Raw genomic sequence first — 26,026 nt, forward strand, 5'->3', positions numbered from 1 at the left:
ATCGTTTCACTGGCGACATGCACATCACGAACGATCCGGAGGCCTCCGGCAGCGACCTGCTGACCTCGGTGGGGACGGTCCGCTCACGGCACGCTGAGCGGTCCGCCGTCGAGGCATCCCGGTACCGGGCAGTCGAGGAGGCACGCCGCCTCGCGATGGCGGCACCCGCGGCGCTCGTCGGCGAGCACGTCCAGGTGCAGGTGGATCGGGCGGAGGCGGCGCACCGGGCGCTGATCGCGGAGCTCGCGACGGGACTCCGGGTCTCGGAGGCGCACGCCTCTGCACTGGTCGACGAGGCACGCCTGCTGGTGAACGACCTCCCGGCGACGTTGCGCGCACTCGCGGACGGAGCGCTCTCCCCCGAGCACGCGCGACTCGTGGTGCGAGGAGCGCTCGACGTCCCCGCCGAGGTCCGTGGGCGCTTCGACGAGGAGGCCGCGACGATCGCGGTCGCCTGCACGCCGCCCCAGCTGCGACGCGCCCTCCGGTCGCTCCGGGAACGGCTGCACCCGCAGACGCTCAGCGAACGTCATCGGGACTGCGCCCGTCGTCGCGCGCTCTGGGTGGAGGGCCTCGACGACGGGATGGCGATCCTGCACCTCTACACCGCAGCTCCCGATGTGCTCGGCGCGATGGACAGGATCGACCGGGCCGCCCGCTCCCTCGCGGATCTGCCGGACGAGGAGCGGACGCTGGGCCAGCTCCGCGCGGACATCGCCGCTGCGCTGCTGGTCGACGGGGAGACATCGGCCGAGGGAGACGGCACGTCGATGCCGGCGGGAGTGCGCGCCGAAGTCGCGGTGACCGTGCCTGCACTGACCCTCCTCGGGCGCTCCGACCAGCCCGCCGTCCTCGACGGATACGGACCCGTCGATCCGGAGACCGCGCGGCGTCTCGCAGCAGGTGCTCCCTCGTTCACGCGGCTGCTCACCCATCCGGAGAGCGGAGCGGTCCTCTCCGTCGGACGCGACTCCTACCGAGTGCCGGCGGACCTGCGTCGCCACCTCCAGCACCGCGACGGGACCTGCCGGTTCCCGGGATGCACCCGCAGCACCCGCCACGCGGACGTCGACCACACGAACGACTGGCAGCACGGAGGCAGCACGTCGGCCGACAACCTCGCGCACCTCTGCCGACACCACCACCGGCTCCGCCACACCACGGGGTGGACCCACCGGCAGGAGCCGGACGGCACGCTGCACTGGACGAGCCCGACGGGACGGCAGCATGTCACCCGGCCCGGGGAGCCAGGGAACGGGACGGAGGGCGGACACGATCCGACCGGGACCGGCGGGCCGTGACAAGGGGCAGGTCGGGTGGCGTGGACGGGCAGGTCAAGGGGCGGGCCCGCTTCGGCGCGCCCGCGTAGCGTGGACGCACGGGCCGATCGGCGTGGAAGCGACAAGAGGGGCAGCGACATGGCAGGAACGAAGGACAGGAAAGACGCGACGACGGGGACCTCGGCGGTGCTCTTCGACATCGACGGGACCCTCGCCGACACGAACTTCCTCCACGTCGAGGCGTGGTCGCGCGCCTTCTGGCAGGCCGACCTCGTCGTGCCCGCCTGGCGCATCCAACGAGCGATCGGCGCAGACTCGTCGGAGCTGCTCGACATGCTCCTCGAGGACGACGTGAAGGAGGAGCAGCGCGCACTGGTGAAGTCGCTGCACACCAAGAACTACGCCGAGACGACAGCACGCATCGTTCCACTCCCGGGAGCTCGCGAGCTCGTCGCGACGCTCGTCGGTCGAGGCGTCCACGTCGTCCTCGCCACCTCGGCACCGCAGAACGAGCTGGACGTGCTTCTCGACGTCCTCGACTTCGGCGGCTCCGTTCACGCTGTCACCAGCGGCGCAGACGTCTCCACCGCCAAGCCAGCACCCGACCTGATCTCGATCGCGCTCGACCGCGCGGGCGTCTCCGTCGACCGCGCCATCATGGTCGGCGACGCGACCTGGGACGTCCTGGCCGCCGAACGCGCAGGCCTGGCAACAGTCGGAGTCCTCTCCGGCGGAACCTCGGAGCACGAACTCCGCGAGGCCGGAGCCGTCGCCGTCTACGAGGACGCGGCGGCCGTCCTCACCGGTCTCGGTGAAGGGCCCCTCGCGAGCCTCCTGAACTGACCGACCGCCACCCCAGGAGGCTCACGAGCCTCAGTCGCGGGGTCGCCGTCGCAGCACGAGGAGCGTCACTCCGATGGCGGCGGCGACCGCGGCGAGAGCGCCGCCGATCCACAGGACGTCGCCGAGGAGTGCCGGGTCCGATCCGGACGTCGCCTGCGCCCCGTCGGCGGACTCGGCCTGTCCTCCTGAGACCGCGACGGTGCCGTTGCAGTCCGGGACCGAGCCCGACCCGTCGGCGAGCGCGGTCCCGTCGGCCGGCGCCCAGTCGAACGCGTACTGGCCCGACACGGGGTGCCCGTCGGTGGACACGACCTGCCAGGTCACCTCGTACTCCCCCGCCGCGCCGAGCTCGAGCGGCATCGACGCTTCCGGCCCCACGACGCTGACGCAGCCGTCGCCGTAGTAGAGCCCGTCCGGCCCGACGACGCGCAGAGCCGCCGCCGTCCCGTCCGTCCCGAGGACGAGCAGGTCGTCGTTCGTCGTCAGCACCAGCGTTCCCGGCTGCTCCGTCACGGTCGAGTCCGCAGCGGGAGTCGTCGAGACGAGGTAGTTGTGCGCGCTGGCGGGCGCCGCCACCGCGATCGAACCGAGCAGCCCGATCGCGGTCGCGGCGACGAGGACCTTCCGACGGGTCACGCCGACGCCCGGGGTCCGCGGCGGCGGGAGGCGAGCCCGACGGCCACGCCGACCGCGCCGACGACGAGCCCGCCGACTCCGAGGATGCGGGCGAGCACGTCGTCGCCGCGCGTGGCCGTCGTCGCCGAGGCGGTGGTCGCGACCGCGTCGTCACCGTCGCCGTCGTCGTCGTGTCCGCCCCCGTGGCTGGACCCCGCTTCCGCCGCGGTCACCGCGACGGTGGGAGCGGGCAGCTCGGGCTCGTCCTGGCCGTCGACGGTCGGCTGGTCCCAGGCGGTGCTGCCGGTCTCGCACGTCTGCAGCACGGGGAACTCCAGCGTGGAGCCCGCTGCGTCCTCGGGGAGCTGAAGCTGGAGGGCGACGGTGTCGCGGTAGCCGTCGGCGAGGGGCGTCTTCGCCGTGTAGACCACGTCCGAGACCCGCTTGGTCGCGGTGTTCCCGTGGGAGTCGGTGACCGGGTCGGCGATCGCGACCTCGTTCTTCACGACGTCCCAGTTCGGGTTGATCGTCGGGCTGACCGAGTTGATGCCGTCGGGCATCGTGATCGTGAGTCCCGTCGTCGGCGAGCCCTCGCAGCCGTGGGCCAGCGAGAACGTCACCACCGTGTACGAGCCGGCGGCGGTGCTGCTCGCCGCCGCGGTCACGTGGGCGCTGGCCGCCGTGGGCGCGGCGACAGCGAGCGCGATCGATCCGGCGGCGACGAGTGCGCCGCTGCCGACGAGGCGGAGCCGCGAGAAGGAAGAAGAAGAAGAAGAACGGGTCATGACGGTCGTGTCCTCGGGGGAGATCCGGCGCGGGGCCGAGAATTCTGGACGCAGCGCGGGTCCGCGGTGCGTGCGGGGCGCCGACCGGAGCCACTCCCGCACGGGAGGGGCGTCAGGCGGCGCGGAGGACCCGCAGCGGCGGCCCGCGGTGCCGGAGGATCGAGAGGACCGCGTCGAGGGATCGGGGCGCCCGCGGCTCGGGGGTGCCCGTCATCGAGACGCCGGGTGCCGACGGGAGCGCGACCGCGGACGCGCGGGCGACGATCCGTACGACGACGCGGTGGAGGCCTGCTCCCAGCGTCCAGAAGAGGCGCTCGCCGTACCGGAACGCCGCGATCGTGAAGGCAGCCGCAGCGAGGTGGGCGAGGAGCATCACCGGAGCGTGAGCCGCGTGTCCGCCTCCGCCGGCGATCAGCTCGATGGTCGACCCGTCGTGGAAGTGCGCGCCGGTGCCCGTCGTCCCGACCACGCTCACCTCCCCACCGCTGCCCGTGATGAGGAAGAGGCCGTGGTACGCGATCTGGCTGAGGAGCACGGAGAGCGTCAGCCGGGGAAGGGACGGACGGCGCCCCGAGAGGAGGACGCAGACGACGACGGCGAACGCCGCGGCGAGGGCGAGCACGGCAGGAGTGGGGGTCTCGGCGCCCGCGACCGTGTGGGAGGCGGCGGCCGTGGCGGTCGCGGCGAGAGCGGCGGCGACGCCGCGAGCCACTCGTGCACCTCGGGTCTGCACTCGCCCGTCCTCTCGTCGTCGTGTCGACGCGTGCGCGCGACGTCTCCAGGGTAATCGACGCGGCGAAGCAGCTCCCCGCCGTCCCGGTTCCCTGCCGTTACGAAGCCGTTACCTAGATCACCGAAAGAAACCCAAACCCCCGCAGGGAGGGCTCCGAACACATGTCAACGGCCGCGACACGGTCCACACAGAACAGGTCCTCCGCATCACGTGGGGGCCGTCTCACGAAGGAGTAATCCCATGCGATCCACCAAGCGTTCCGCCCTCGCCGCATTCGCCCTGCTGGGCACCGCCGCCCTCGGCCTCACCGCCTGCTCGAGCGGAAGCGGCTCGACCACCGCCGCCAGCGACGCGGCGACCGAGATGTCGACCCCGATGGCCACCTCGTCGGCTTCCGCCTCCTCGACCCCCATGGCGACCATGGACCCGGCCGCGAACCTCGTCGGTCCCGGCTGTGCCGCGTACGCCGAGCAGGTCCCGGACGGCGCCGGCTCGGTCGAGGGCATGTCGCTCGACCCCGTCGCGACCGCCGCGTCGAACAACCCGCTGCTCACCACCCTGACCGCTGCGGTCTCCGGTGGCCTCAACCCCGACGTCAACCTCGTCGACACGCTGAACAGCGGCGAGTTCACCGTCTTCGCCCCGGTCGACGACGCGTTCGCCAAGCTCGACGCCGCGACCGTCGACTCCCTCAAGACCCCCGAGGGCGCCGCCACGCTGTCCTCGATCCTGACCTACCACGTCGTCCCCGGCCAGATCGCCCCTGACGCGATCGCCGGCGACCACGCCACCGTCCAGGGTGGCAACCTCACCGTCACCGGTTCCGGCGACGACCTGAAGGTCAACGACGCGTCCGTCATCTGCGGTGGCGTCCAGACCGCCAACGCGACCGTCTACCTCATCGACACCGTGCTGACCCCCCCGGCCAGCTAATTCCCCTCACCGGCTCCGGCCGGTGAGCACGCCGAAGGGCGGGCACCTCGCGGTGTCCGCCCTTCGGCGTTCGTGCGTGCAGAAGCCCTCCGCGAAGCCGGACACTGCAGAGTCGTCCAGCACAGAGTCGTCCAGCACAGAGTCGCGCAACGCAGCGCCGCCCCACGGGAAGCCGCACAGCGCGGAGCCCTGCGCAGTGCGGAGTCGGAGGGTCACCACGATCCGGCATTCGCCGTCACGCCGCACCACAGAACCCACCACGAACGACACGAGGCGCGGACCCCGATGCAGGGGTCCGCGCCTCGTCGTCGTGCGGTCGGCGGCTACTCGGCCGGGGCGCTGATCTCGCGCAGGACGCGGTCGCCGGGGCGGGCCTCGATCATCTCGGCCTCGATCTCGGCACGGTCGAGCAGCTCCTCCATGCGGCGGCGGCGGTTGCGCGTGATGAGCGTCACGACCGTGCCCGTCTTGCCCGCGCGGCCGGTGCGGCCGGAGCGGTGGAGGTACGTCTTGTACTCGTCGGGAGCGTCGGCCTGGATCACCAGGTCGATGTCGTCGACGTGGATGCCGCGCGCGGCCACATCGGTCGCGACCAGCACGTCGACGCGTCCACTGGTGAGCAGCGCGAGGTTGCGGGTGCGGCGCGACTGGTTGAGGTCGCCGTGGAGGCTCGTCGCCGGGATGTCCGCGTGGTCGAGCTGCTCCGCGAGCTGCTCCGCGAACGCGCGGGTCCGGGCGAAGATCAGCGTCTTGCCCTGGCGGGCGGCGAGCTGCTCGATGATCTCGGCCTTGTCGCGGTGCTCGATCAGGAGCACGCGGTGGTCGATGGTCGAGGACGCCTGGTCCTCGCCGGCGACCTCGTGGACGCTCGGCTCGACCAGGAACTCGTCCACGAGCGTCGCGACGCCCTTGTCGAGCGTGGCCGAGAACAGCAGCCGCTGGCCGCCGTCGGCGGTCTGGCGGAGGATGCGCTGCACGGGCTCGAGGAAGCCGAGGTCGCACATGTGGTCGGCCTCGTCGAGCACCGTGATGGTGATGTTCGAGAGGTCGAGGCGGCCCTGCTCGACGAGGTCCTCGAGGCGGCCCGGCGTCGCGATGACGATGTCGACTCCGCGCTGGAGGGCTCCGACCTGCTTGTACTGGGGGACGCCGCCGTAGATGGTCGTCGTGAACAGGCCGACGGAGCGGGCGATCGGCTGGATCGTCCGGTCGATCTGCATGGCGAGCTCGCGGGTCGGCGCGAGGATGAGCGCCCGCGGAGCGCGGCCCGGCTTGCGGCCCTTCGCTCCGTTGTTCTCCATCAGCCGCTCGACGACGGGGGCGCCGAAGGCGATGGTCTTGCCGGAGCCGGTCTTGCCGCGTCCGAGGACGTCCTTGCCGGCGAGCACCTCGGGGATGGTCGCGGCCTGGATCGGGAACGGCGCGGCCGCTCCGAGCTCGGTCAGCATCCGGACGATGTTCCCGCCCAGGCCGAGGTCGCCGAAGGTGACGCCCTCGACGTCGACGGCGAGCGTGGCCGTCGCCTCGAGGCGCTCGAGCACGACATCGTCGGCCTGGTGCGGCGCACGGGCGTCGCGGCTGGGGTAGAAGTCCGAGCCGGAGTCGCGGCGCGAGGGCCGGGAGTCGCGGTCGAACGAGCGGGTCGGGCGGTCGCCGCGGTCGTGGCCGCGCGAGGGACGCGCGTCCCGGTCGAAGAAGCGAGCCGGACGGTCGCTGCGGTCGAACGAGCGGGCGGGACGCTCGGTGCGGTCGTAGCCGCGCGAGGGGCGCTCGTCGCGGTCGCCGGTGCGGGCCGGACGGTCGTCGCGTCCGTAGGAGCGGGCCGGACGATCGTCGCGGTCGTTCGAGCGGGCCGGACGCGCATCGCGGTCGAAGGAACGGGCCGGGCGGTCGCTCCGGTCGAAGGAACGCGCAGGACGGTCGTCGCGCCCGTAGGAACGCGCCGGACGATCGTCGCGGTCGTTCGAGCGGGCCGGACGCGCATCGCGGTCGAAGGAACGGGCCGGACGGTCGCTCCGGTCGAAGGAACGCGCCGGACGCTCATCGCGCCCGTAGGAACGCGCCGGACGATCGTCGCGGTCGTTCGAGCGGGCCGGACGCGCATCGCGGTCGAAGGAACGGGCCGGACGGTCACTGCGATCGAAGGAACGCGCCGGACGCTCGTCGCGGTCGTTCGGGCGGGCCGGGCGTGCGTCGCGGTCGTACCCGCGGGCCGGACGCTCGTCGCGGTCGTTCGAGCGGGCCGGACGCGCGTCGCGGTCGTAGCCGCGAGAGGGCCGCTCGTCGCGGTCGTTCCCGCGGGCGGGCCGATCGGCGCGCTCGGTGGCCCGCTCGGCGCGCTCGTCGGCGTTCCAGCGCGCCTTCTTGGGGGCGTTCTCGTCGACGGCGCGGAATCCGCGGTGGCCCTCGCTGCGCGAGCCCGGCTTGGCGCCGGGGAAGCGCGAGCGGCCGCCGAGCTGGGACTTGCCGCTCGAGGCGCCGAAGCGGTTGGGCTCGAAGTTCTTGGCCGGACGTCCGCCGGCGGGCTTCTTGTTCTTGGGCATGGCAGTTCTTCCTGGGTTCAGGTCGTGCGCGAGGAGGCGACGCCGGAGGAGCCCCGTCGTGAGGGGCGTCCGTGCGCTGGACTGCTGCGGGGCAGCAGGGGGAGAACCCGGGCGAGTCATTGACCGGGGCCGATTCACACATGTGATTCGTCTCACGACGACTGTCGGAGACTCGGCCCACTTGACTAACAAACCCATCCGCACGAGAACGCACGGTGTCAAGAGCCGACCGAGCGAGTCTACACGCGGCCCCGGAGCCTGGCTAGGGCGGGGAGACGTGCGGCCAGGAGCCGCTCAGGTCGGGGGCCGCGAAAGCCGGGAGCCGCGAAGCCCGGGAGCCGCGAAGCCCGGGAGTCGCGCACCTCCGCAACCGGTCCCCCGCGGAGTCGCCCCGCATACAGCCCCCCGGCCCCGAGCCGCAGCACGATCGACGCGCGCCCGCGCGCAACGACCGCCCGTCCGCTACTGCGACGCCCGCCGAGCCCGGTACGCGGCCACGTTCGCGCGATTGCCGCAGTTGCCCGTGTCGCAGTAGCGCTTCGAGCGGTTGCGGGAGAAGTCCACGAGCACCGCCTCGCAGTCCTCCGCCGCGCAGACGCGGATCCGCTCGCGCTCGTCGCCGCGGATCACGTCGACGAACGCCATGGCGGCCTCGACCAGGATGCGCGTGGCGAGCGGGCTCTCGTCGCGCGTCGCGTGGAGGTGCCAGCCGTAGGGTCCGTGCCGGACCAGCTGCGGGAGCGCGCGGCCGGAGTCGAGCATCCCGTTGACGACGGGGACGAGGTCCTCCTCGGCCCGCGTGAGCCAGAGGGTGCGGAGGGAGGAGCGGATCGCCCGCACGGCCTCCAGCTCCTCGGCCGATCCGTCGCGGCTGCCCGTGTACCGGTTCTCGAGGAGGAAGTCGTCCAGCTGCTCGATCGTCGCCATCTCGTCCTCGCCGGACGGCGACAGCTCGGGGAGCGTGTTGACGAGGGTGGCGGTGGAGGTGAGCGACGCCTCGACGTCATAGGCGAACACCATGTTGACTCCTGACAGTGCGGCTCAGTAGTGTGCGATCAGCTCGCTGTCACGAGTGTAATCCTTTTGACTCCTGAAGGAGCCGGCCATGACCGCCGAGAGCACTGCTGCCGTCACCCTCCCCGCCGCGAGCGCGCCGGCACGGCGCCTCGGCTCCGGCCTCGTCGCGGCGCTGGCCGCGTCGGCGGCGTTCGGTCTGGGCGGGCCGTTCGTGAAGCCGCTCCTCGAGGCGGGCTGGACGCCGGCGTCCGCGGTCCTCTGGCGCGCGGGCGGCGCGGCCCTGATCCTCGCGATCCCGGCGATCCTGTCCCTCCGCGGCCGCTGGCCCGTGCTCCGCCGCAACCTCGGCACGATCGCCCTCTACGGAGTCTTCGCCGTGATCGCCGCGCAGCTCTGCTTCTACAGCGCGATCGAGCACATGTCGGTCGGCGTCGCCCTGCTGATCGAGTACCTCGCGCCGGTGTTCCTCGTCCTCTTCGCCTGGGCGCGCACGCGCCGGCACCCCGGCCGCTTCACCCTCGCCGGCTCCGCGCTCGCGCTCGGCGGCCTGGTGCTCGTGCTCGACCTGTCCGGCGAGTCGACCCCCGAGCTGGTCGGCATCGCCTGGGCGCTGACCGCCTCGCTCGGCCTGTGCGTCTACTACGTCATCGCCGGCCGAGTGGATCCGGAGCTGCCGCCGATCGCGCTCACTGCGGGGGCGATGACGGTCGGCGCCGCGATCCTGCTGGCACTCGGGGCGCTCGGCGTCACACCGCTGCGCGCGACCTTCGGAGAGGTGGTGTTCGTCGGAGCGGAGGTCAGCTGGCTCCTCCCCGCGGGCGTGATCCTCGGCATGTCGACGGTGCTGGCGTATCTGCTCGGGATCGAGGGCGGACGCCGTCTCGGCACGCGGATCGCCTCCTTCGTCGGCCTGACGGAGGTGCTGTTCTCGATCGCGGCCGCGTGGCTGATCCTCGGCGAGCTGCCCGCGCCGATCCAGTTCGGCGGCGGCGCGCTGATCCTCGCGGGGGTCGTCCTGGTCCGGCTGCAGCGCGAGCCCGGCACCCCCTGATCGCGGGGGTGCCGCATCCGGGGCGCCGGGCACCCCGTACGCTGATCGCACTCATGCGCGAGCCCACCCGATCCCCGCGACGCGTCGCCGCGGTCCTGGCCGCCCTCGCACTGCTCCTCTCGGGCTGCGCGAGCACCACTCCCGTCTCGGAGCCGGTGGCGCAGGCGCTCGGAGCGGCACCCGCACCCGACTGGTCCGGCGTGAGCGTGACGGCCGGCGTCGTCTACGACGCGAGCACCGGGCAGAGCGTCGACGTCTGCTCCTCCCCTGCCCCGTCGGCGGAGCCGCGGCCCGCCGTCCTCGTCGTGCACGGCGGCAGCTGGGCCCGTGGAGGCAAGGCCGACGCGAACTGGCGCCCGATCTGCCAGTGGCTCGGATCGGAGGGATTCGTCGCCGTCTCGGTCGACTACCGCCTCGCGCCCGCCGCCGTGTTCCCCGCGCAGCTCGACGACGTGACGGCCGCCCTCGACTGGCTGCTCGAGCCGGAGCAGACCGCGCGCTTCGGCATCGATCCGGAGCAGGTGGCGGCCTTCGGCGGCTCGGCCGGCGGCACCCTCGCCTCTCTGCTCGGCACACTGCCTGCGACCTCGTCGCGCCTGGCCGCCGTGGTCGACCTGAGCGGCCCCTCCGATCTCAGCGCCGCCGGCCTCGCCGACGACGACCCGGTGGTCGGAGTCGCGGCCGCCGTGCGCAGCTACCTCGACTGCGCGGACCTCGCCTCCTGCCCCGCTGCGACCGCCGCCTCGCCCCTCGCGCAGGTGGACGGCTCCGAGCCGCCGTTCCTCATCGCGCACGCGGCGCACGAACGGGTCGCGCTCAGCCAGTCGACCCGCTTCGCCGAGGCGCTGCGCGGAGCGGGCTCGAGCGTCGACCTCCTCGTCCTCCCCGGCTCGCTGCACTCGATCGCGCTGCTCGACGACGCTCTGCGTGCTCGAGTCGTCGAGTTCCTCCGCGCCCACCTGGGCTCGTGAGCGGAGTCGTCGTCCGCCTCGAGGACGCAGCCGCAGCGGAGGGCCTCCTCGCCGCGGTCCCGCCCCCGCACGCCCGCGTCCTGATCGCCCGGATCGACGGGGCGGCGTCCGGCGTGCTGGTGCTCGCTCCCGGCCCGGACGACTTCGCCGAGGTGCTGGAGCTCGTGGTCGCCTCCGTCCACCGGCGCACGGGAGTCGCCCGACGGCTCGTCGCGGCGGCGGAGTCGTGGGCGCGGGTGCAGCGGATCCGCACGCTGCGCCTGGCCGCCGCCCCGGAGCTCGCCGCAGCGGCCGAGGCGCTCGGCTTCACGGCGATCGACGGCTTCGGAGCCCACGTCGGCGACGACGCGGTGCTCTGCTTCGCGCGTCCGGTCTGAGCAGCGCCCGCTCCGAGGCGAGCCTGGTCCGAGGAGCCCGGCCCGAGGGCCCGTCCGGTCGAAGGCCGACACGGCAGGACGCCCGCTCCGATCCGAGCCGCTCCCGGGAGGCGGCCCCGCCCTCGTCCGGCGCGCACCCCCGCCGTCAGTCGATCGAGCAGCCCGGCTCGTCCGACAGCGCCCGCTCGATCCGGGCGCGGTGCTCGTCCGACATCGGCGGCAGCGCGTCGGGCGCGAACCAGCCGACCTCGGTCGACTCGTCGTCCGCGACGTGGGCCTCCCCCGAGATCCAGCGGCAGCGCACCACGTGGTCGAGGTACTGCGAGCGGTCCCCGTTGGGGTACTGCATCGGCGGCAGGGTGTGCACCTGCACGAGGCGCTCGACCTCGATCTCGACGCCCGCCTCCTCCTGCGCCTCGCGGCGGGCGGTGCCGGCGACGGTCTCGCCCGGGTCGATGATCCCGGTGACGGCCGTCCAGGCGCCGGTGTCGGCGCGCCGGACGAGCAGGACCTCGAGCGCCGGCTCCTCGCGGAGGATCACCGCGGTCACGCCGGTGAGCCAGAGCAGCTCGGTCCCGATCCGGTCGCGCAGCCGCAGCACGAACTCGGGAGTCGCCATCAGTGCGCTTCGGGTCGGAAGTCGAACGCGACGATGCCGGCCGTGTCGACGAACGGCCCGACGAACTCCTTGAACGCGTCGTGCGCCGGATCCCAGTGCGCGGGGTCCTCGACGGCCGGCCGGCCCAGGTAGTAGTGCAGGTCGCCCTCGGAGGAGAAGGTCAGCAGGAACGCGCGGTCGAACCCCTCGCCCGCGCCCTCGATGCTCAGCTGCGGCCCGGTCTCGATCGACTCGATGTAGGGCCGTCCGTCGCGGACGCACTCGTCGGCCAGAGCGAGGAAGCGGCGGGTGACCTCGTCCGCCTCGGCGACCAGCGCCGTCGGGCGGAAGCGGATCAGGACGAGGTGCCGGAGCGTGCCCGGGCGGAAGTCGCGGGCGACGAAGCGCTCCGGACCGATCTCGTCGAGGACCGCGGTGGCGCGCTCTGGGCCGCTGCGCCAGCGCGAGCCGACCGTCTCGGCCGCATCCCTGATGTCCGTCATGCCGACGCCTTCCCGGCGCGGGCGGCACGCCGCCGCTCACGATACCCCTCGACCAGGTTGTAGACGACGGGCAGGACCACGAGGGTCAGCACCGTCGAGGACACCAGGCCGCCGATCACGACGATCGCCAGCGGCTGCGAGATGAAGCCGCCGTGGCCCGTGATCCCCAGCGCCATCGGCAGCAGGGCGAAGATCGTCGCGAGGGCGGTCATCAGGATGGGCCGGAGCCGCCGCTCGGTGCCGTGCAGCAGCGCCTCCCGAACCGGCATCCCGCGGTCGCGGTACTGGTTCACCAGGTCCACGAGCACGATCGCGTTCGTGACGACGATGCCGATCAGCATCAGCACGCCGATCAGGGACGGCACGCCCAGCGGCACGCCGGTGATCACCTGCAGGAGGATCGCGCCGGTCGCCGCGAACGGCACCGACACGAGCAGGAGCAGCGGCTGCAGGAGCGAGCGGAACGTCGCCACCATCACGACGTAGACGATCAGGATCGCGACGAGCAGTGCGATGCCCAGCTGCGAGAACGCGTCGGCCTGGTCGGCGGTCACTCCGCCGAGGGAGGCGTCGACACCGGCCGGAAGCGCCGTCGCGTCGATCGCATTCTGCACGGCGACGTTGGCCGAGGCGAGGTCGTCGCCCTCCGGGGTGACGGTGATGGTCGCGGTGCGCTGGCCACGCTCGGTGGTGATGCTCGCCGGACCGTCCGTCTGCTCGACCGCCGCGAGGGTGGAGAGCGCGACGGTGCCGGTGAGGGTCGGCACCTCGAGGTTCCGCAGCTCGTCCACGGTGGCCGGCGGCTGCCCGTCGGCCAGGTAGATCGAGAGGGTGCGGTCGTCGATCACGACGCTGCCGACCTGGCTGGGCTGGAGCGCCTGGCTGACGATCGTGCCCACGGCGACCTCGCTGAGACCCGCCCGGGCCGCGGCGTCGCGGTCGACCCGCACCGCGATGTAGGGCAGCGAGGAGGAGAGGTTGCTCTCGGCCTGGCTGATCCCGTCGGTCCCGCGCAGGGCTTCGAGGAGCTGGTCGCTCGCGCTCTGGAGGTCGCTCTGCGAGGCGGTCGAGAGGTCGACCTCGATGTCCGAGGAGGCGCCGAAGCCGGAGGAGGCGGCGACGCTGATGTCCTCGGCCGAGGCGACGCCCGACAGCGCGTCGCGGACGTCCGCCTGCACGGCCTCCTGGTCGGCCGACTCGTCGGTGGTGACGGAGTAGCGGATCGAGGTACCGCCGCCGCCTCCCCCGCCGAACGCGCTCTGCAGGCCGCCGGAGGAGCCGACGGTGAGCTGGACGGTCTCGACGCCGTCGACGCCGAGGATCGCCGTGCTCGCCTGCTGCGCCGTCGCGTCCTGCGCGTCGAGGCTCTGGCCGACGGAGACCGTCTGGGTGACGGTGAAGGTGTCCTGCCCGCTGGAGCCGAGGAAGTTCGTCTTCATCAGCGGGTACAGCGCACCGGTCCCGACGAGCACGAGCAGCGCCAGGAGGACGGTGACGACCGAGTGCTTCAGCGTCCAGTGGATGATCGGGCCGTAGACCGACTGCAGCCCGCGCGCCCGGCGGGGAGCGGCGTGGGCGCCGTGGTGCGGGGCCTCCTCGACCGGCGCGGCGGTGTCGGCCGGGACGCCCGAGGCGGGTGCCCCTCCGGCCGCCGCGCGCTCCTCCGCGAGCGCCGCCTGCGCGGCCTGGCGCACCGCCGGCCGCTTCGAGGGGCGGAGGAACCAGTAGGCGAGCACCGGCACGATCGTCAGCGCCACCACGAGGGAGGCGAGCAGGGCGATCGACACGGTCAGCGCGAAGGGCCGGAACAGCTCGCCCGTGGTGCCGCCGACGAACGAGATCGGCAGGAACACCGCGACCGTGGTGATCGTGGAGGCGGTGATCGCGCCGGCGACCTCGCGGACGGCGACCGCGATGGTCCGGGCCCGGTCCTCGCCCGCGTCGAGGTGCCGCTTGATGTTCTCGATCACGACGATGGAGTCGTCGACCACACGCCCGATCGCGATGGTGAGCGCGCCGAGGGTCAGGATGTTGAGGGTGTAGCCGGCCGTCTGCAGGCCGATGAACGTGATCAGCACCGACGTCGGGATCGAGATGGCCGTGACCAGGGTCGAGCGCACCGAGAGCAGGAACAGCAGGATCACCAGCACGGCGAAGACGAGGCCGAGCGCCCCCTCCTGCGCGAGCGACGCGATCGACTCCTGGATGTAGGGCGCCTGGTCGAAGACCGGGGTGAAGGCGGCGTTGTCGCCGATCGACTCCTCGAGGTCCGGGAGCAGCGCGGCCACGCCGGTCGACACGTCGACGGTGTTCGCGGCCGGGAGCTTGGTGATCGAGAGGGTCAGGGCGGGCTGGCCGTTGACGCGCGAGATCGAGGTGACGGGGGCGTCGGTGACGGCGACCGTCGCGACGGAGCCGAGGGTGGTGACGGTCGGCTCCGCGGTCGCGGCTGCGCCTCCCGCCGCCGCTCCGGCGTCGGAGCCGCCGGCTGAAGCGCCGGAGCCCGCGGAGGCACCCGCGCCCGCTGACGCACCGGCGCCGCCCGCACCCGCGGAGGCACCTGCGGACGGCAGCAGCGGCAGCGCCGCGATCGCGTCGGTCGAGTCGAGCTTGACGCCCGACTGCACCGAGAAGGTCGAGCCGTCCTGGGTGATCTGTCCGCCCGCGACGAGCACGCCGTTCTGCTGCAGGGCCGAGCGGATGTCGCCGGTCGAGAGGCCGGCCGCGGCGAGCGCCGCGTCGTCCGGGGTGATCGTGACGCGTTGAGCGGTCTCGCCGACGAGCGCCGCCTCGCGCACGCCCTCGACCTTCTCCAGGTCCGGGATGACCGTGGTGCGCAGGCGCTCGGCCAGCGCGTCCGCGTCGCCGTCGCTCGACACGGCGAGCTGCAGCACCGGCAGGTCGTCGAGGGAGCCGGTGACCACCTGCGGGTCGACGCCGTCCGGGAGCGTGCTCTTGATCCGGTTGATCGCCTGCAGGATCTTCTGCTCGGCGGTGGCGAGGTCGGTGCCGTAGGTGAAGGACGCCGAGATGAGGGAGGAGTCCGTGGAGGACGTCGCGCTGGTCGTCTCGAGCCCCGGCACCCCCTGGATGGCGGTCTCGATCGGCGTCGAGACGTCGTCGTTGACCACCTCCGGAGCGGCGCCCGGGTAGGACGTGACGACGGCGAGCTGCGGGAAGGAGATCGACGGCGCGAGCTCCTGCTTGAGCCCGGTCAGGGCGACTCCGCCGAAGACGGCGATGACGACGGTGACGAGCGCGATGAGCGCCCGGTTCTTCATGCTGAGGACCGCGAGGAGATGCACCCTCCGAGTCTTCCATCAGCCGACTGAGTGTTGGGAGGGACGCGGCGTTCCGGGGCGCGCGACGGGGCGACCGGCGCCACCGGCCGGCCCCGGACGCCCTCAGCCCAGGCGGACCTCCGCCGTCGACGACCCGACGGGGAGGCTCACTGCAGCGCCCGCCCCCGCGCTCGAGAGCGCGAAGTCCCCGGCGAAGGCCCGCACGCCGACGCGCCCATCGGCGTCCGTCCGGAGCACCGTCGGCTCGAGCCACCAGTCCCCGCGGATCCGCGAGCGCAGCGCCTCGTAGGCCGGCTTCGGGCTCCCGTCGCGGCGGAGGAACCCGCCCGGCGCTCCGAGCCAGGCGCCGGCGTCGTCGAAGCCCCAGTAGGTGATCGCCTCGACCGCCGGATGCGCGACCAGCGTCTCGTAGTGCCGCACCATCTCGTCCGCCTGCCGCGCCTCCCCCTCCGGGGTGGTCGGCCAGTCCTCGACCACGTGGTCGTTGAGGTCCTCGATCTCGGCGGGCATCAGCTCGCCTGAGACGAGGGTGGTCTCGGTCCAGTGCAGCGGCAGGCCGAAGCGCGCGAACCTGTCGCAGATCGCCGTGATCTGCTCCTCCCCGCGGAACCCCTGGTGCATGTGCGACTGCAGGCCGATCGCGTCGGGCCGGATCCCGGCCTCGAGCACGTCCTCGATCAGCCGCTCGTACTCGGGCCCGAGGTCGAAGTCGTTCAGCACGAGCACCGGTCCGGTGCCGAGGCTGCGCGCCTCCGAGAAGGCCAGCTCGACCATGCCGACGCGTCCCTTCTCGCGGGCGAGGCGGGTGACGGCGTTCGTCACGCCGTCCGGCTCGTTCGCGAAGCGCGGCATGATGACGACCTCGTTGATCGCGTCCCAGGTGTCGATCAGCCCGGCGAAGGCGCCCACCTCCCGGCGGATGCGCGCGCGGAGGAGCTGCTCGGCCTCGTCCAGCGGCAGCGCGTCGAGCCACTCCGGCTTCACGTAGTGCCAGACCAGCGGGTGCCCCTTCAGCCGGACGCCGTCCGCGGCGAGCGCGCGCGCCTCGGCGAGCACCTCCTCCGTCGCGGTGCGGCCGCGCTCCGGCTCGAAGCGGCCCCAGTAGACGGGGAGCGTCGCCGTGTCGAACAGGTCGAGCCAGAGCCGGCGCTCCTCGGCGCGCGCGGGGTCGGTGCTCGGAGGGGTGCAGCCGAAGGCGAAGGCGTGGCGGCGCTGCTCGACCGTCACGTCGGCGTGGGCGAGCGGAGCGCCGTCGGCACCGATGACGGTGACGAGGGCGTCGGCGAGACGGGGGCTGAAGTCGGTCATGCGGGGCCTCTCAGGCGGGGTGGCGCTCGTCGAGCGCCGTGTACTCGGATCGGGTGAGCGGGAGGACCGCTCCGTGCTTGGTGTCCTCGGGCAGGTCGAACTCCTCCGCGAGCTCCCAGCGGCCCGAGGCCGGGTCGGTGCTCGTGTAGGCGCGGTAGCCGTAGGGGCGGAGGGCGTACTGGTCGACCCAGAGCGACCAGCGCTCCTCGCGGTGGTGCCGGAAGACCAGCGGCCCCTCGATGCTCGGGCCGAGCTCCTGCCCGATCCCCCGCGCGACGGTGGCGAAGTCGTCCGCGAAGAGGGAGGAGCCGACCTGCTGGAACACCTGCATCGTGTCGGGGGCCTCGTCGTGCTGCTTGGCGAAGCGGTGGACGGCCGTGCCCTCGATCAGCAGCGTCATGTCGATCACTCCGCCGGGCAGCCGCAGGTAGGTCTCGAACTCGGTGAACGTGAGGAAGTCGCGCGTGCGGGACATCAGGATGCGGCTGTCGCCCGTCTCGCCGGTGGCGGGGTCGCCGTCCTCGGCCAGGCCGGAGGACCAGTGCACGAGGAAGTCGCCCGAGACCGGGTCGTAGACCGACTCCGGCGCCCAGGCCATGCCCGCGCCCGCGGGAGCGACGGCGACCGCGCGCGGCTCGGACCACTCGAGGAGGTCCGGGGAGTCCCAGACCACGAGGTCGCGGCTCCCCCGGTGCCGGTAGAGGTCCCAGTCCGGGCCCTCGGGCCGCCAGACGCGGAGGTCGGTGGCGACGAGGTGGAAGCCCCGCGGACCGCGGACGATGTGGGGGTCGCGGACGCCGCCCGTGCCGCCGGTCCACTCCAGCACCGGCCCGAGCGCGCGCCAGCGCAGCGGATCGTCGCCCCGGCTGAGCGAGAGGAAGATCTTCTCGCTGTGGCCGGTCCGGTCCTCCACGAAGTGGACCAGCAGGTAGCCGTACCCGTCGCTCATGAGAGAACGATCTCACACGCCCGGCGGGCACTCCACCTCAGACCACGTCGGCGAGGTACCCCGGGTCGGCCGCCGGGTGCCGGGCGACCTGCGCCCACGCCGTCGCGAGCGCCTCCACGGCCCGGTCGGTCGCCTCGGGCGAGTAGCCGATCGGGATGCGGAGGAAGCGCTCGAAGGCGCCGTCGATCCCGAAGCGCGGGCCCGCGGTGATCAGCAGTCCCGCCGTCCGGGCGGCGAGCGCCAGCTGCGAGCTCGCCGGCCGGCCCAGGCCCACCCAGGTGGAGAGACCGCCCGAGACCCGCGGCACGCTCCACTCCGGGATCGCGCGCGCCAGGGCCGCCTCGAGGTGGTCGCGGCCCGCGCGCAGCTGCGAGCGCCGCAGCTCCAGCACGCCGTCCATCCGGCCGAGCATGTCCGCGACCAGGAGCTGCTCCAGGATCGGCGTGCCGAGGTCGCTCGCCGAGCGCGCCAGCGCCAGCTTGCGGATCACCGCCCGCTCGGCGCGGATCCAGCCGATCCGGATGCCGCCCCACAGCGTCTTGCCGACGGAGCCGATCGAGAGCACCGTCCCCTCGGGCCCGTAGGCGGCGAACGGCAGCGGCGACATCCGCCGGTCGATGTCGAGCTCGGCCGTCGTCTCGTCGGCGATGATCAGGGTCCCCTGCCGGGCCGCGGCGGCGATCGCCCGCTCCCGCAGCTCGGGGGCCATGGAGCGGCCGGTCGGGTTGTGGAAGTCGGGCATCAGGTAGGCCAGGCTCGGGCTCGTGCCGCGCAGCGCGGCGATCAGGCCCTCTCCGTCCCAGCCGTCCGCCCCGTCGACGTTCACCGGCACGAGCCGCGCGCCGGCCAGCCGGAGGGCCTCGTAGGCGTGCGGGTAGGTCGGGGCCTCGATCAGCGCCCGGTCACCCCGCGCGAGCAGGGTGCGGGCGACGAGCGCGATCGCGTGCTGCGCGCCGATGGTCACCATGATCTGGCCGGGCTCGGTGCGCAGACCCCGCGCGGTGTAGCGCTCGGCGATCGCGCGGCGCAGCACCGGCAGGCCGACGGTGTCGTAGGAGCCGGAGTCGAAGTGCTCGGGGGCCGCCTGCGCCGCGCGGGTGTACGCCTCGGCCAGCTCGGGGACGGCGGGCAGGGCCGCCTTGGTGAAGTCGAGGAAGTCCGGCGCGAGCGAGGGCACCGCGTGCACGGCCGCTCCCGGCAGGCGGGTGACGCTGCCGGAGCCGCGCACGCTGACGAGGTAGCCGCTGTCGCGCAGCTCGCGGTACGCGGCGGCCACGGTCGTGCGGCTGACGCCGAGGCGGGCCGAGAGCTCGCGCTCGGCGGGCAGGCGGCTGCCCGCGGGGATGCGGCCGTCGATCCCGAGGAGGCGGATCCGGTCGGCCAGAGCGAGGTAGGCGGGCCGGGTGCCGCGCTGCTCGCGCCAGTCGCCGAGGAGGGTCTGCAGGGCGCGCGCGCCGAAGTGGACATCAGCCATGCGTCCAAGGTAGCCGGATTGGACCGCGCGAAGAAGGCCAATGTCGCGCTGTGATGAGTCCATGACCCTCACCGCTCCCGTTGCCGCCGCCGCTCCCCCAGCGGGCCAGTGGCGCCTCCGACCCGTGCCGCGCCTGCTGGTGGGCCTGATCCTCTACGGATTCGCCGACGCGATGATGATCCGCGCGGCGATCGGCGTGGACCCGTGGACCGTCTTCGCCCAGGGGGTCGCGCACCAGACCGGGCTCGGGATCGGACTGCTCACGAACGTGATCGGCCTGCTCGTCCTGCTGCTGTGGATCCCCCTCCGACAGCGGCCCGGTCTCGGCACCGTGCTGAACGTGCTCGTGGTCGGCACGATGATCGACGTCGGGCTGCGCGTGCTGGCGACGCCGGAGGAGTGGTGGGCCCGTGGCCTGCTCTTCGCCGGAGGCCTCGTGCTTCTGGCGGTCGCGAGCGGGATCTACATCGGCGCCCACCTCGGTCCGGGGCCCCGCGACGGTCTGATGCTGGGCCTGCACACCCGCACGGGCCTGCCGATCTGGGTGGCGCGCTCGGGCGTCGAGCTCACGGTGCTGCTCATCGGCTGGGCCCTCGGCGGCGACGCCGGCCTCGGCACCCTCCTCTTCGCGGTGCTGATCGGGCCGCTCTGCTCGGTGACCCTGCCTCTGCTCGGGGTGCGGAGGCACTGACCCGCGCACGACGGAGGCCCCGCCTCCCGGACCGGTTCCGGGAGGCGGGGCCTTCGCGATCGGATCGGCTAGCGCTTGGCCGCGATCTCCGCACGCATCCGCGACGCCTCATCGGAGTCCTGGATCGAGGCGATCCCCTCGGTGATCGAGGTGCCCGACGCGGGGGCCTCGTGCTCGTCCGCTCCGAGCGTGGTCTCGTCGAAGGGCGAGCGCCCGCCGAGGACCTCGCGGACCTGCACCATGTCGATCTGCTTGGTCCAGGTGCCCACGAGAAGGGTGGCGACCGCGTTGCCGGTGAAGTTGGTGACCGCGCGGGCCTCGGACATGAAGCGGTCGATGCCGACGATCACGCCGACGCCGTTGACCAGGTCGGGGCGGAAGGACTGGAGGCCGCCGGCCAGCGTGGCCAGGCCCGCTCCGGTGACGCCCGCGGCGCCCTTCGAGGCGATCATCATGAAGAGGAGGAGGCCGATCTGCTCCGGGATCGACATCGGCGCTCCGGTGGCCGAGGCGATGAACAGCGACGCCATCGTGAGGTAGATCGCCGTGCCGTCGAGGTTGAAGGAGTAGCCGGTGGGCACGGTGATGCCGACGACGGGCTTGGAGACGCCGAGGTGCTCCATCTTCGCGATCAGGCGGGGCAGCGCCGCCTCCGAGGAGGAGGTGCCGACGATCAGCAGGTACTCGCGGGCCAGGTACTTCATCAGCGAGAAGATGCTGACGCCGGTCACCAGGCGCAGCAGCAGGCCGAGGACGACGACCACGAAGATCGCGCAGGTGATGTAGAAGCCGATCATCAGGGTGGCGAGAGCGACGACCGCTCCCCAGCCGGTCTTGCCGACGACCGCGGCGATGGCGCCGAACGCGCCGATCGGGGCGACCCAGAGCACCATCGAGAGGATGCGGAAGACCAGGACCTGGAGCTGCTTGATCGCTCCGAGGATCGGCTGGCCCTTGGCGCCCATCTTCTGCAGCGCGAAGCCGACGAGCAGCGCGACGAAGAGGGTCTGCAGGATGCTGCCGTCCACGAGCGAGGAGAACAGCGAGACGGGGATGATCCCGAGGACGAAGTCGCTGGTGCTCTCGGCCTTGAGGTCGCTGGTGTCGTAGGTGGCGCTCGAGATGTCGAGGCCCTCGCCCGGGTGCAGGATGTTGCCGACGACGAGGCCGATCGCCAGGGCGAAGGTCGACATCACGATGAAGTAGCCCAGCGCGAGTCCGCCGACCTTGCCGACCGTGGCGGCCTTCGCGATGGAGCCGATGCCGATGACGATGGTGCAGAAGATGATCGGCGCGATCATCATCTTGATCAGTCCGACGAAGGCCTTGCCGACGGGCTCGAGCGTCGCCGCGAAGGCGGGAGCGACGAGTCCGACCACGACGCCGGCGACCACGGCGATGATGACGGCGATGTAGAGCCAGTGGTTCCGGTCGATGCGCCGCCGCGTCTTCGGAGGGGTGACCGCGGGGATCAGCCGGTCGGACGGCGTCTGAGGCGTCTTCGCCATGGGGGTGTCCTTCTCTTCGTCGAGGTGAGGGGGTAGGACGATGGTGGCCCCGCCTCGGGAGCCCGGCACGGTTGCGTTCATACTGTTCACGGCGGGGCGCCCCGAGCGCTCGCTCACGAGGGAGTGGCATGGTCAGGACGCCGAGCGCACGCGGACCGCGCGGCAGCATCGCCGCGCGCCTGTTCGCCGTGCAGCTGCTGAGCATCCTGCTGATCGCCGCGGCGGCCGTCGCGGTGCTGGCCCTCGACGCGCGGAGCCGCGCGGGCGACGAGGCCGCCCAGCGGAGCCTCGTCGTGGCGCGGACGGTGGCCGACAATCCGTTCGTCCTCGAGTCGACGGCCGGCGCGGATCCCTCCGCGAGCCTGCAGCCGTACGCCGAGGAGGTCATGCGGGACACCGGCGTCGACTTCCTCACGATCATGGCCCCCGACCGCACCCGGTACACCCACCGCGACCGCGACCGGATCGGCCTGCCGTTCCAGGGCACGATCGAGCCCGCGCTGGAGGGGCGGACCTTCACCGAGACGTACACCGGCACGCTCGGGCCCTCCGTCCGCGCCGTCGCGCCGATCGAGGACGCCGACGGGGCGGTCGTCGCGCTCGTGTCGGCGGGCGTCACGCTCTCGGCCGTGGACGCCTCCTTCGCCGCCCGCGTGCAGGTCGTCGCGTGGGGCGCGCTCGGGGCGGTCGCGCTCGGCGCGCTCGGCTCGTGGCTCCTCGCCCGCTACCTGCGCCGCGTCACGGGCGGGCGGGGCCCGGAGCAGATGAGCCAGGTCTTCGCCTACTACGAGTCCGTCCTGCACTCGGTGCGGGAGGGGCTGCTGCTGGTCGACGACCGCGGCCGGCTGGTGCTCGCCAACGACCACGCGCTGGAGCTGCTCGGGCTCGAGGGCGTGCGGACGCCGGTGCCGGTCGCCGAGCTCGACCTCCCCGACGCCCTGCGCGAGCTGCTGCAGGACGACGAGCCCGTCTCGGACCGCCTGGTCGTGGCCCGGGAGCGGATCCTCGTGGTGAACGAGCGGCCCGCCGCCTCCCCCGGCGCCCGCCCCCTGGGCACGGTCGTCACGCTCCGGGACCGCACCGAGCTGCAGCGGGTGAGCGGCGAGCTGGAGTCGCTGCGCACCCTCTCGGACGCGCTGCGCTCGCAGACCCACGAGTTCTCGAACCGCCTGCACACCATCGCGTCGCTGATCGAGCTCGGCCGGCCCGACGAGGCGCTCGCGTTCGCCGCCGGCGAGCTGAACCTCAGCCAGCGCCTGGCCGACCGGGTCCTCGGCTCCGTGCAGGAGCCGGTGATCGCCGCCCTGCTGCTGGGCAAGGCCGCGCAGGCCCGCGAGCGCGGCGTCGAGCTGCACTTCGAGACGCACCTCGAGCCCGGCACGCAGGGGCTGGAGCCCGGGGACCTCGTGACGGTGCTGGGCAATCTGATCGACAACGCCCTCGACGCGACCGCCTCCTCCGCTCCGGACCGCGAGCCGTGGGTGGAGGTCTACCTCGGCCTCGCCGAGGGCGAGCTGGTGGTGCAGGTTTCGGACAGCGGCCCCGGAGTCGCCGGCACCGCCGACGTCTTCGCGCGCGGCTACTCGACGAAGGAGTCGGACGGCTTCGGCCGCGGCATCGGCCTGGCGCTGGTGCAGCAGGTGGTGGAGCGGCTCGGCGGCTCGATCGAGGTCTCGCGCCACGTCGGCGCGGTGTTCACGGTGCAGCTGCCGCTGCCCGCGCGGGTGGCGTCGTGATCCGGGTGCTCGTCGTCGAGGACGAGCCGCTGACCGCGAGCGCCCACGCCGACTACGTCCGACGGGTCGACGGCTTCGAGGTGGCCGCGGTCGCCGGCAGCGGGGCGGAGGCGATCCGGGCGCTGCGCGCGGACCCGGGCATCGCGCTGATCCTGCTCGACATGAACCTGCCGGACATGGGCGGCCTCGACCTCTGCCGGGCCGTCCGGGCGGCGGGCCTGGACGTCGACGTCATCGCGATCACCGCCGTCCGCGACGCCGCGAACGTGCGCGCCTCCGTCGCCGCCGGCATCGTGCAGTACCTGATCAAGCCGTTCGTCTTCAGCGCGTTCGCCGCCAAGCTCGCCAGCTACCGGTCTTACCGCGAGCGGATGCACGGCGCCGACGTCGCCAGCCAGCACGAGGTGGACGGGGCCTTCGCGGCGCTCCGCACCTCCAACGCCCCGGGTCTGGCCAAGGGGCTCTCGGCCCAGACCCTCGAGGCCGTCACCGCGCTGCTGGGTCCCGTCGGCCTCTCGGCGGCCGAGCTCGCCACCCGCCTCGACATCTCGCGGGTGACGGCCCGCCGCTACCTCGAGCATCTCGCCGACTCCGGAGTCGCGGACCGCGCGCCCCGCTACGGCTCCCCCGGCCGCCCGGAGCTGGAGTACCGCCGCCGCTGAGCGCGCGTCAGGCGGCCCGCAGCGCGGCGGCGATCTCCTCCTCGATCAGGTCGTGGTTGATCGCCGCGCCCACGCGCAGCCCGTCGGCGGACGAGGCGACGACCTGCGCCATCGGCTCGACCAGCGAGCCCGCGGCGAAGACCCCGGCGACGCCGGTCCGGCCCATCGGATCGACGGCGAGGTGCCGCGCGACTCCCGACGGGTGGTCGGCGAGCTCGAGGCCGAGCCCCTCGGGGAGCCGCCCCTCGACCCGCGGGCCGACGACGAGCGCGTCGAGCTCGTGCCGTCGACCGTCGATCACCACGCCGACCAGGCGGTCGTCCTCGACGAGGACCTTCTCGACGCGACCCGGCACGAGAGCGATCCCGCGGGCGGCCAGCGCCGCCGCCTCGTCGCCGGCGGGCGCGGGTGCGCCGTGGAGCAGGATCGACGTCCGGTCGCTGAGCTGTCGGAACATCTGCGCCTGGTGCCCGGCGAACGAGCTGCCGAGCACGCCGATCCGCCGGCCGCGCACCTCGAAGCCGTGGCAGTAGGGGCAGTGCAGGACGTCCCGTCCCCAGCGGGCGCCGAGCCCGGGGATCTCCGGCAGCAGGTCGCGGACGCCGGTCGCGAGCAGGAGGCGGCGCGCGCGGAGGACCGTGCCGTCGGCGAGGGTCGCGGTCACGCCCTCGGCACCCGCGGAGGCGCGGACCGCCTCGCCCTCGACCACCCGGGCTCCGTAGCCCTCGGCCTCGGCGCGCGCCAGGCGCACCAGCTCCGTGGGCGGCACGCCGTCGCGGGTCAGCACGTTGTGGGCACCGGGCGAGGGTGCGTTGCGCGGAGGTCCGCCGTCGACGACGAGGACGTCGCGGAGACTGCGGCCGAGGGCGGTGGCGGCGGCGAGGCCGGCGAAGGAGGCGCCGAGGATCAGGACGTCGGCGGGGGCGGGGACGGACGGGCCGGTGGGGGCGTCGGTGGAGGTCATGGGTCGATGCTCCGCCGCCCCGGGCTGGGCCGCGAGGATCCGTGCCGTTCCGGCATGCGGCGCGACCGCCCGTGCCAGGATGGCGTCGTGCCCGAGACCCCGCCCGCCCCGTCCGACGACGAGATCGTCGCCGCCGTCGGACCACGGCTCCGGCGCCTGCGCACCCGCCGCGACCGCACGCTCGCGTCCCTCGGGGCCGAGACCGGCATCTCGGCGAGCACCCTCTCGCGCCTCGAGAGCGGAGGCCGTCGCGCGACGCTGGAGCTGCTCCTCCCGATCGCCCGCGCCCTCGGGGCGCCGCTCGACGAGCTCGTCGGCGCCGCGCCGGAGGATCCCCGCGTGCACGGCCGGCCGGTGCGCCGGAACGGCATGCTCATCCAGCCGCTCAGCCGCGACGCGGGCGCGCTCCAGGCGTTCAAGCACACGCTCCCGGCCGGGCCGGTGACGGAGCCGGCGGAGCAGCGCGCGCACGAGGGCTTCGAGTGGCTCTACGTGCTGAGCGGGCGGCTCCGCCTGCGGCTCGGCGAGCACGATCTGGTGCTGCCGGCCGGCGAGTCCGCCGAGTTCGACACCCGGGTGCCGCACTGGTTCGGCCGCGCCGACGAGCAGCAGGTCGAGTTCCTCAGCCTCTTCGGCCGCCAGGGCGAGCGGATGCACGTGCGCGCGTCAACGCGCCGCTGAGCGCGGTCACGCCTCGCCGAGCACCTCGCGCGCGAAGCCCTCGGTGCGCGCCCGCAGAGTCGCGATCCGCTGCGCTCGCGCCGCCTCGAGGTCGAAGCCGATGTAGGCCACCGATGGGCGCCGCCGCACGTTCACCGAGCACTCGAAGCGGGAGCAGACGAGCGTGCCGAGCGAGTCCCCCGCCCGCCCGGCCGCTCCGGCCTTCCGCGCCCCGAAGAAGACGACGTCGTTCGGGAGCTGCACGTCGCGGCACCACGAGCACTGCGCCCGCGAGCGCGGCAGGGCGTCGGCCTGGGTGAGCAGGACCCCGACGAGGCGCTCCTCCAGCGGCACGACGACGTAGGCGCGGCGGCCCATCCTCCGGTCGCGCCAGCCGAGATGGTCGATGACCGACCAGTCCAGCGCGTCGAAGTCCTTCGGCAGCGCGAGGTCGGCGACCTCCTTGCGGGAGGCGTTGACGAAGGACTCGCGGATCTCGGTCTCGGTCAGTGGCTGCATGGCG

The 26,026-nt window shown here is 73.4% G+C and carries 24 protein-coding genes; 10 read left to right on the forward strand and 14 right to left on the reverse strand.

Features of this window, described 5'->3' with window-relative positions; genetic code table 11:
* The first annotated feature begins 17 nt into the window (after positions 1-17).
* Together C5C49_RS05005 and C5C49_RS05010 are read left to right on the forward strand one after the other, a co-directional pair.
* The gene (locus tag C5C49_RS05005) at positions 18-1,301 is read left to right on the forward strand and encodes an HNH endonuclease signature motif containing protein (protein WP_104345590.1); all 1,284 of its coding nucleotides are present in this window, start codon (positions 18-20) and stop codon (positions 1,299-1,301) included.
* 117 nt (positions 1,302-1,418) lie between these two features.
* Entirely contained in the window at positions 1,419-2,123 is a 705-nt protein-coding gene (locus C5C49_RS05010; protein WP_104345591.1) for an HAD family hydrolase, read from the forward strand.
* A gap of 30 nt (positions 2,124-2,153) precedes the next feature.
* Here C5C49_RS05010 and C5C49_RS05015 read toward each other — a convergent pair whose 3' ends face one another.
* Genes C5C49_RS05015 through C5C49_RS05025 form a run of 3 tightly spaced genes read right to left on the reverse strand, consistent with a single transcriptional unit; the run spans position 2,154 to position 4,235 of the window.
* Positions 2,154-2,759: a copper resistance CopC family protein gene (locus tag C5C49_RS05015; RefSeq protein WP_104345592.1), complete on the reverse strand. Its 606-nt coding sequence runs from the start codon at positions 2,757-2,759 to the stop codon at positions 2,154-2,156.
* Entirely contained in the window at positions 2,756-3,625 is an 870-nt protein-coding gene (locus tag C5C49_RS05020; RefSeq protein ID WP_146084851.1) for a YcnI family protein, read from the reverse strand. The genes C5C49_RS05015 and C5C49_RS05020 overlap by 4 nt, the downstream gene beginning before the upstream one ends.
* A gap of 10 nt (positions 3,626-3,635) precedes the next feature.
* Entirely contained in the window at positions 3,636-4,235 is a 600-nt protein-coding gene (locus C5C49_RS05025) for a hypothetical protein (RefSeq protein ID WP_104287867.1), read from the reverse strand.
* 261 nt (positions 4,236-4,496) lie between these two features.
* Here C5C49_RS05025 and C5C49_RS05030 point away from each other — a divergent pair, with 261 nt between their 5' ends.
* Positions 4,497-5,189 (forward strand): fasciclin domain-containing protein, encoded by a 693-nt coding sequence (locus C5C49_RS05030; protein ID WP_104223824.1) that lies wholly within the window; start codon positions 4,497-4,499, stop codon positions 5,187-5,189.
* Positions 5,190-5,512: 323 nt separating this feature from the next.
* On the opposite strand, the gene C5C49_RS05040 is transcribed toward C5C49_RS05030, so the two are convergent.
* Complete coding sequence (locus tag C5C49_RS05040; protein ID WP_104345595.1) at positions 5,513-7,732, reverse strand: DEAD/DEAH box helicase; 2,220 nt, start codon at positions 7,730-7,732, stop codon at positions 5,513-5,515.
* Between the two features lie 462 nt (positions 7,733-8,194).
* Positions 8,195-8,752, reverse strand: a complete 558-nt coding sequence (locus tag C5C49_RS05045; RefSeq protein WP_104226176.1) for a CGNR zinc finger domain-containing protein — start codon at positions 8,750-8,752, stop codon at positions 8,195-8,197.
* Positions 8,753-8,837: 85 nt separating this feature from the next.
* Here C5C49_RS05045 and C5C49_RS05050 point away from each other — a divergent pair, with 85 nt between their 5' ends.
* The 3 genes from C5C49_RS05050 to C5C49_RS05060 are packed head-to-tail and all read left to right on the forward strand — an operon-like array spanning position 8,838 to position 11,148.
* The gene (locus C5C49_RS05050) at positions 8,838-9,800 is read left to right on the forward strand and encodes a DMT family transporter (RefSeq protein WP_104345596.1); all 963 of its coding nucleotides are present in this window, start codon (positions 8,838-8,840) and stop codon (positions 9,798-9,800) included.
* A gap of 53 nt (positions 9,801-9,853) precedes the next feature.
* Positions 9,854-10,771, forward strand: a complete 918-nt coding sequence (locus C5C49_RS05055; RefSeq protein ID WP_104345597.1) for an alpha/beta hydrolase — start codon at positions 9,854-9,856, stop codon at positions 10,769-10,771.
* Entirely contained in the window at positions 10,768-11,148 is a 381-nt protein-coding gene (locus C5C49_RS05060) for a GNAT family N-acetyltransferase (protein WP_104345598.1), read from the forward strand. Before C5C49_RS05055 ends, C5C49_RS05060 begins: the two co-directional genes overlap by 4 nt.
* Positions 11,149-11,293: 145 nt before the next feature.
* Here C5C49_RS05060 and C5C49_RS05065 read toward each other — a convergent pair whose 3' ends face one another.
* The 6 genes from C5C49_RS05065 to C5C49_RS05090 all read right to left on the reverse strand — a co-directional run bounded on the left by C5C49_RS05065 (position 11,294) and on the right by C5C49_RS05090 (position 19,282).
* On the reverse strand, positions 11,294-11,767 hold the full coding sequence (locus C5C49_RS05065; protein ID WP_104233119.1) for an NUDIX domain-containing protein: 474 nt from the start codon (positions 11,765-11,767) through the stop codon (positions 11,294-11,296).
* Positions 11,767-12,249: a Dabb family protein gene (locus C5C49_RS05070; protein ID WP_104223816.1), complete on the reverse strand. Its 483-nt coding sequence runs from the start codon at positions 12,247-12,249 to the stop codon at positions 11,767-11,769. The genes C5C49_RS05065 and C5C49_RS05070 overlap by 1 nt, the downstream gene beginning before the upstream one ends.
* On the reverse strand, positions 12,246-15,554 hold the full coding sequence (locus C5C49_RS05075) for an efflux RND transporter permease subunit (RefSeq protein WP_104345599.1): 3,309 nt from the start codon (positions 15,552-15,554) through the stop codon (positions 12,246-12,248). Before C5C49_RS05075 ends, C5C49_RS05070 begins: the two co-directional genes overlap by 4 nt.
* A 99-nt stretch (positions 15,555-15,653) precedes the next feature.
* Complete coding sequence (locus C5C49_RS05080) at positions 15,654-16,859, reverse strand: endo-1,4-beta-xylanase (RefSeq protein ID WP_104345600.1); 1,206 nt, start codon at positions 16,857-16,859, stop codon at positions 15,654-15,656.
* Positions 16,860-16,869: 10 nt separating this feature from the next.
* Positions 16,870-17,808, reverse strand: a complete 939-nt coding sequence (locus C5C49_RS05085; RefSeq protein WP_104345601.1) for a glycoside hydrolase family 43 protein — start codon at positions 17,806-17,808, stop codon at positions 16,870-16,872.
* 37 nt (positions 17,809-17,845) lie between these two features.
* Entirely contained in the window at positions 17,846-19,282 is a 1,437-nt protein-coding gene (locus C5C49_RS05090; protein ID WP_104237649.1) for a PLP-dependent aminotransferase family protein, read from the reverse strand.
* Between the two features lie 61 nt (positions 19,283-19,343).
* Between C5C49_RS05090 and C5C49_RS05095 the strand changes: the two genes are divergently transcribed.
* Positions 19,344-19,973, forward strand: coding sequence for a YitT family protein (locus C5C49_RS05095; protein WP_374953113.1), 630 nt, complete (start codon positions 19,344-19,346; stop codon positions 19,971-19,973).
* A gap of 68 nt (positions 19,974-20,041) precedes the next feature.
* Here the strand turns inward: C5C49_RS05095 and C5C49_RS05100 are convergent, their stop codons facing one another.
* Positions 20,042-21,481, reverse strand: coding sequence for a cation:dicarboxylate symporter family transporter (locus tag C5C49_RS05100; RefSeq protein ID WP_104223811.1), 1,440 nt, complete (start codon positions 21,479-21,481; stop codon positions 20,042-20,044).
* A 128-nt stretch (positions 21,482-21,609) separates the two neighbouring features.
* Between C5C49_RS05100 and C5C49_RS05105 the strand changes: the two genes are divergently transcribed.
* Both C5C49_RS05105 and C5C49_RS05110 read left to right on the forward strand, forming a co-directional pair.
* Positions 21,610-23,217, forward strand: a complete 1,608-nt coding sequence (locus C5C49_RS05105) for a sensor histidine kinase (RefSeq protein ID WP_104345602.1) — start codon at positions 21,610-21,612, stop codon at positions 23,215-23,217.
* A complete protein-coding gene (locus tag C5C49_RS05110) occupies positions 23,214-23,879 on the forward strand; it encodes a response regulator (RefSeq protein WP_104223809.1) in 666 nt (221 codons plus the stop codon). Before C5C49_RS05105 ends, C5C49_RS05110 begins: the two co-directional genes overlap by 4 nt.
* A 7-nt stretch (positions 23,880-23,886) precedes the next feature.
* Here C5C49_RS05110 and C5C49_RS05115 read toward each other — a convergent pair whose 3' ends face one another.
* Positions 23,887-24,843: an NAD(P)/FAD-dependent oxidoreductase gene (locus C5C49_RS05115; protein WP_104297646.1), complete on the reverse strand. Its 957-nt coding sequence runs from the start codon at positions 24,841-24,843 to the stop codon at positions 23,887-23,889.
* Between the two features lie 87 nt (positions 24,844-24,930).
* Here C5C49_RS05115 and C5C49_RS05120 point away from each other — a divergent pair, with 87 nt between their 5' ends.
* Entirely contained in the window at positions 24,931-25,524 is a 594-nt protein-coding gene (locus C5C49_RS05120) for a helix-turn-helix domain-containing protein (RefSeq protein WP_258068387.1), read from the forward strand.
* Positions 25,525-25,530: 6 nt separating this feature from the next.
* Here the strand turns inward: C5C49_RS05120 and C5C49_RS05125 are convergent, their stop codons facing one another.
* Positions 25,531-26,022 (reverse strand): FBP domain-containing protein, encoded by a 492-nt coding sequence (locus tag C5C49_RS05125; protein ID WP_104222848.1) that lies wholly within the window; start codon positions 26,020-26,022, stop codon positions 25,531-25,533.
* Between the last annotated feature and the right edge of the window lie 4 nt (positions 26,023-26,026).

The organism is Rathayibacter sp. AY1E2 (genome assembly GCF_002932325.1).
In the GTDB taxonomy this organism is placed as follows: domain Bacteria; phylum Actinomycetota; class Actinomycetes; order Actinomycetales; family Microbacteriaceae; genus Rathayibacter.

Bases quoted from the DNA above. Each gene is read 5' to 3' on its own strand.
- C5C49_RS05005 (WP_104345590.1), top strand. From the start codon at position 18: ATGCACATCACGAACGATCCGGAGGCCTCCGGCAGCGACCTGCTGACC.
- C5C49_RS05010 (WP_104345591.1), top strand. From the start codon at position 1,419: ATGGCAGGAACGAAGGACAGGAAAGACGCGACGACGGGGACCTCGGCG.
- C5C49_RS05030 (WP_104223824.1), top strand. From the start codon at position 4,497: ATGCGATCCACCAAGCGTTCCGCCCTCGCCGCATTCGCCCTGCTGGGC.
- C5C49_RS05040 (WP_104345595.1), bottom strand. From the start codon at position 7,732: ATGCCCAAGAACAAGAAGCCCGCCGGCGGACGTCCGGCCAAGAACTTC.
- C5C49_RS05045 (WP_104226176.1), bottom strand. From the start codon at position 8,752: ATGGTGTTCGCCTATGACGTCGAGGCGTCGCTCACCTCCACCGCCACC.
- C5C49_RS05050 (WP_104345596.1), top strand. From the start codon at position 8,838: ATGACCGCCGAGAGCACTGCTGCCGTCACCCTCCCCGCCGCGAGCGCG.
- C5C49_RS05055 (WP_104345597.1), top strand. From the start codon at position 9,854: ATGCGCGAGCCCACCCGATCCCCGCGACGCGTCGCCGCGGTCCTGGCC.
- C5C49_RS05065 (WP_104233119.1), bottom strand. From the start codon at position 11,767: ATGGCGACTCCCGAGTTCGTGCTGCGGCTGCGCGACCGGATCGGGACC.
- C5C49_RS05070 (WP_104223816.1), bottom strand. From the start codon at position 12,249: ATGACGGACATCAGGGATGCGGCCGAGACGGTCGGCTCGCGCTGGCGC.
- C5C49_RS05080 (WP_104345600.1), bottom strand. From the start codon at position 16,859: ATGACCGACTTCAGCCCCCGTCTCGCCGACGCCCTCGTCACCGTCATC.
- C5C49_RS05085 (WP_104345601.1), bottom strand. From the start codon at position 17,808: ATGAGCGACGGGTACGGCTACCTGCTGGTCCACTTCGTGGAGGACCGG.
- C5C49_RS05090 (WP_104237649.1), bottom strand. From the start codon at position 19,282: ATGGCTGATGTCCACTTCGGCGCGCGCGCCCTGCAGACCCTCCTCGGC.
- C5C49_RS05095 (WP_374953113.1), top strand. From the start codon at position 19,344: ATGACCCTCACCGCTCCCGTTGCCGCCGCCGCTCCCCCAGCGGGCCAG.
- C5C49_RS05100 (WP_104223811.1), bottom strand. From the start codon at position 21,481: ATGGCGAAGACGCCTCAGACGCCGTCCGACCGGCTGATCCCCGCGGTC.
- C5C49_RS05105 (WP_104345602.1), top strand. From the start codon at position 21,610: ATGGTCAGGACGCCGAGCGCACGCGGACCGCGCGGCAGCATCGCCGCG.
- C5C49_RS05115 (WP_104297646.1), bottom strand. From the start codon at position 24,843: ATGACCTCCACCGACGCCCCCACCGGCCCGTCCGTCCCCGCCCCCGCC.
- C5C49_RS05125 (WP_104222848.1), bottom strand. From the start codon at position 26,022: ATGCAGCCACTGACCGAGACCGAGATCCGCGAGTCCTTCGTCAACGCC.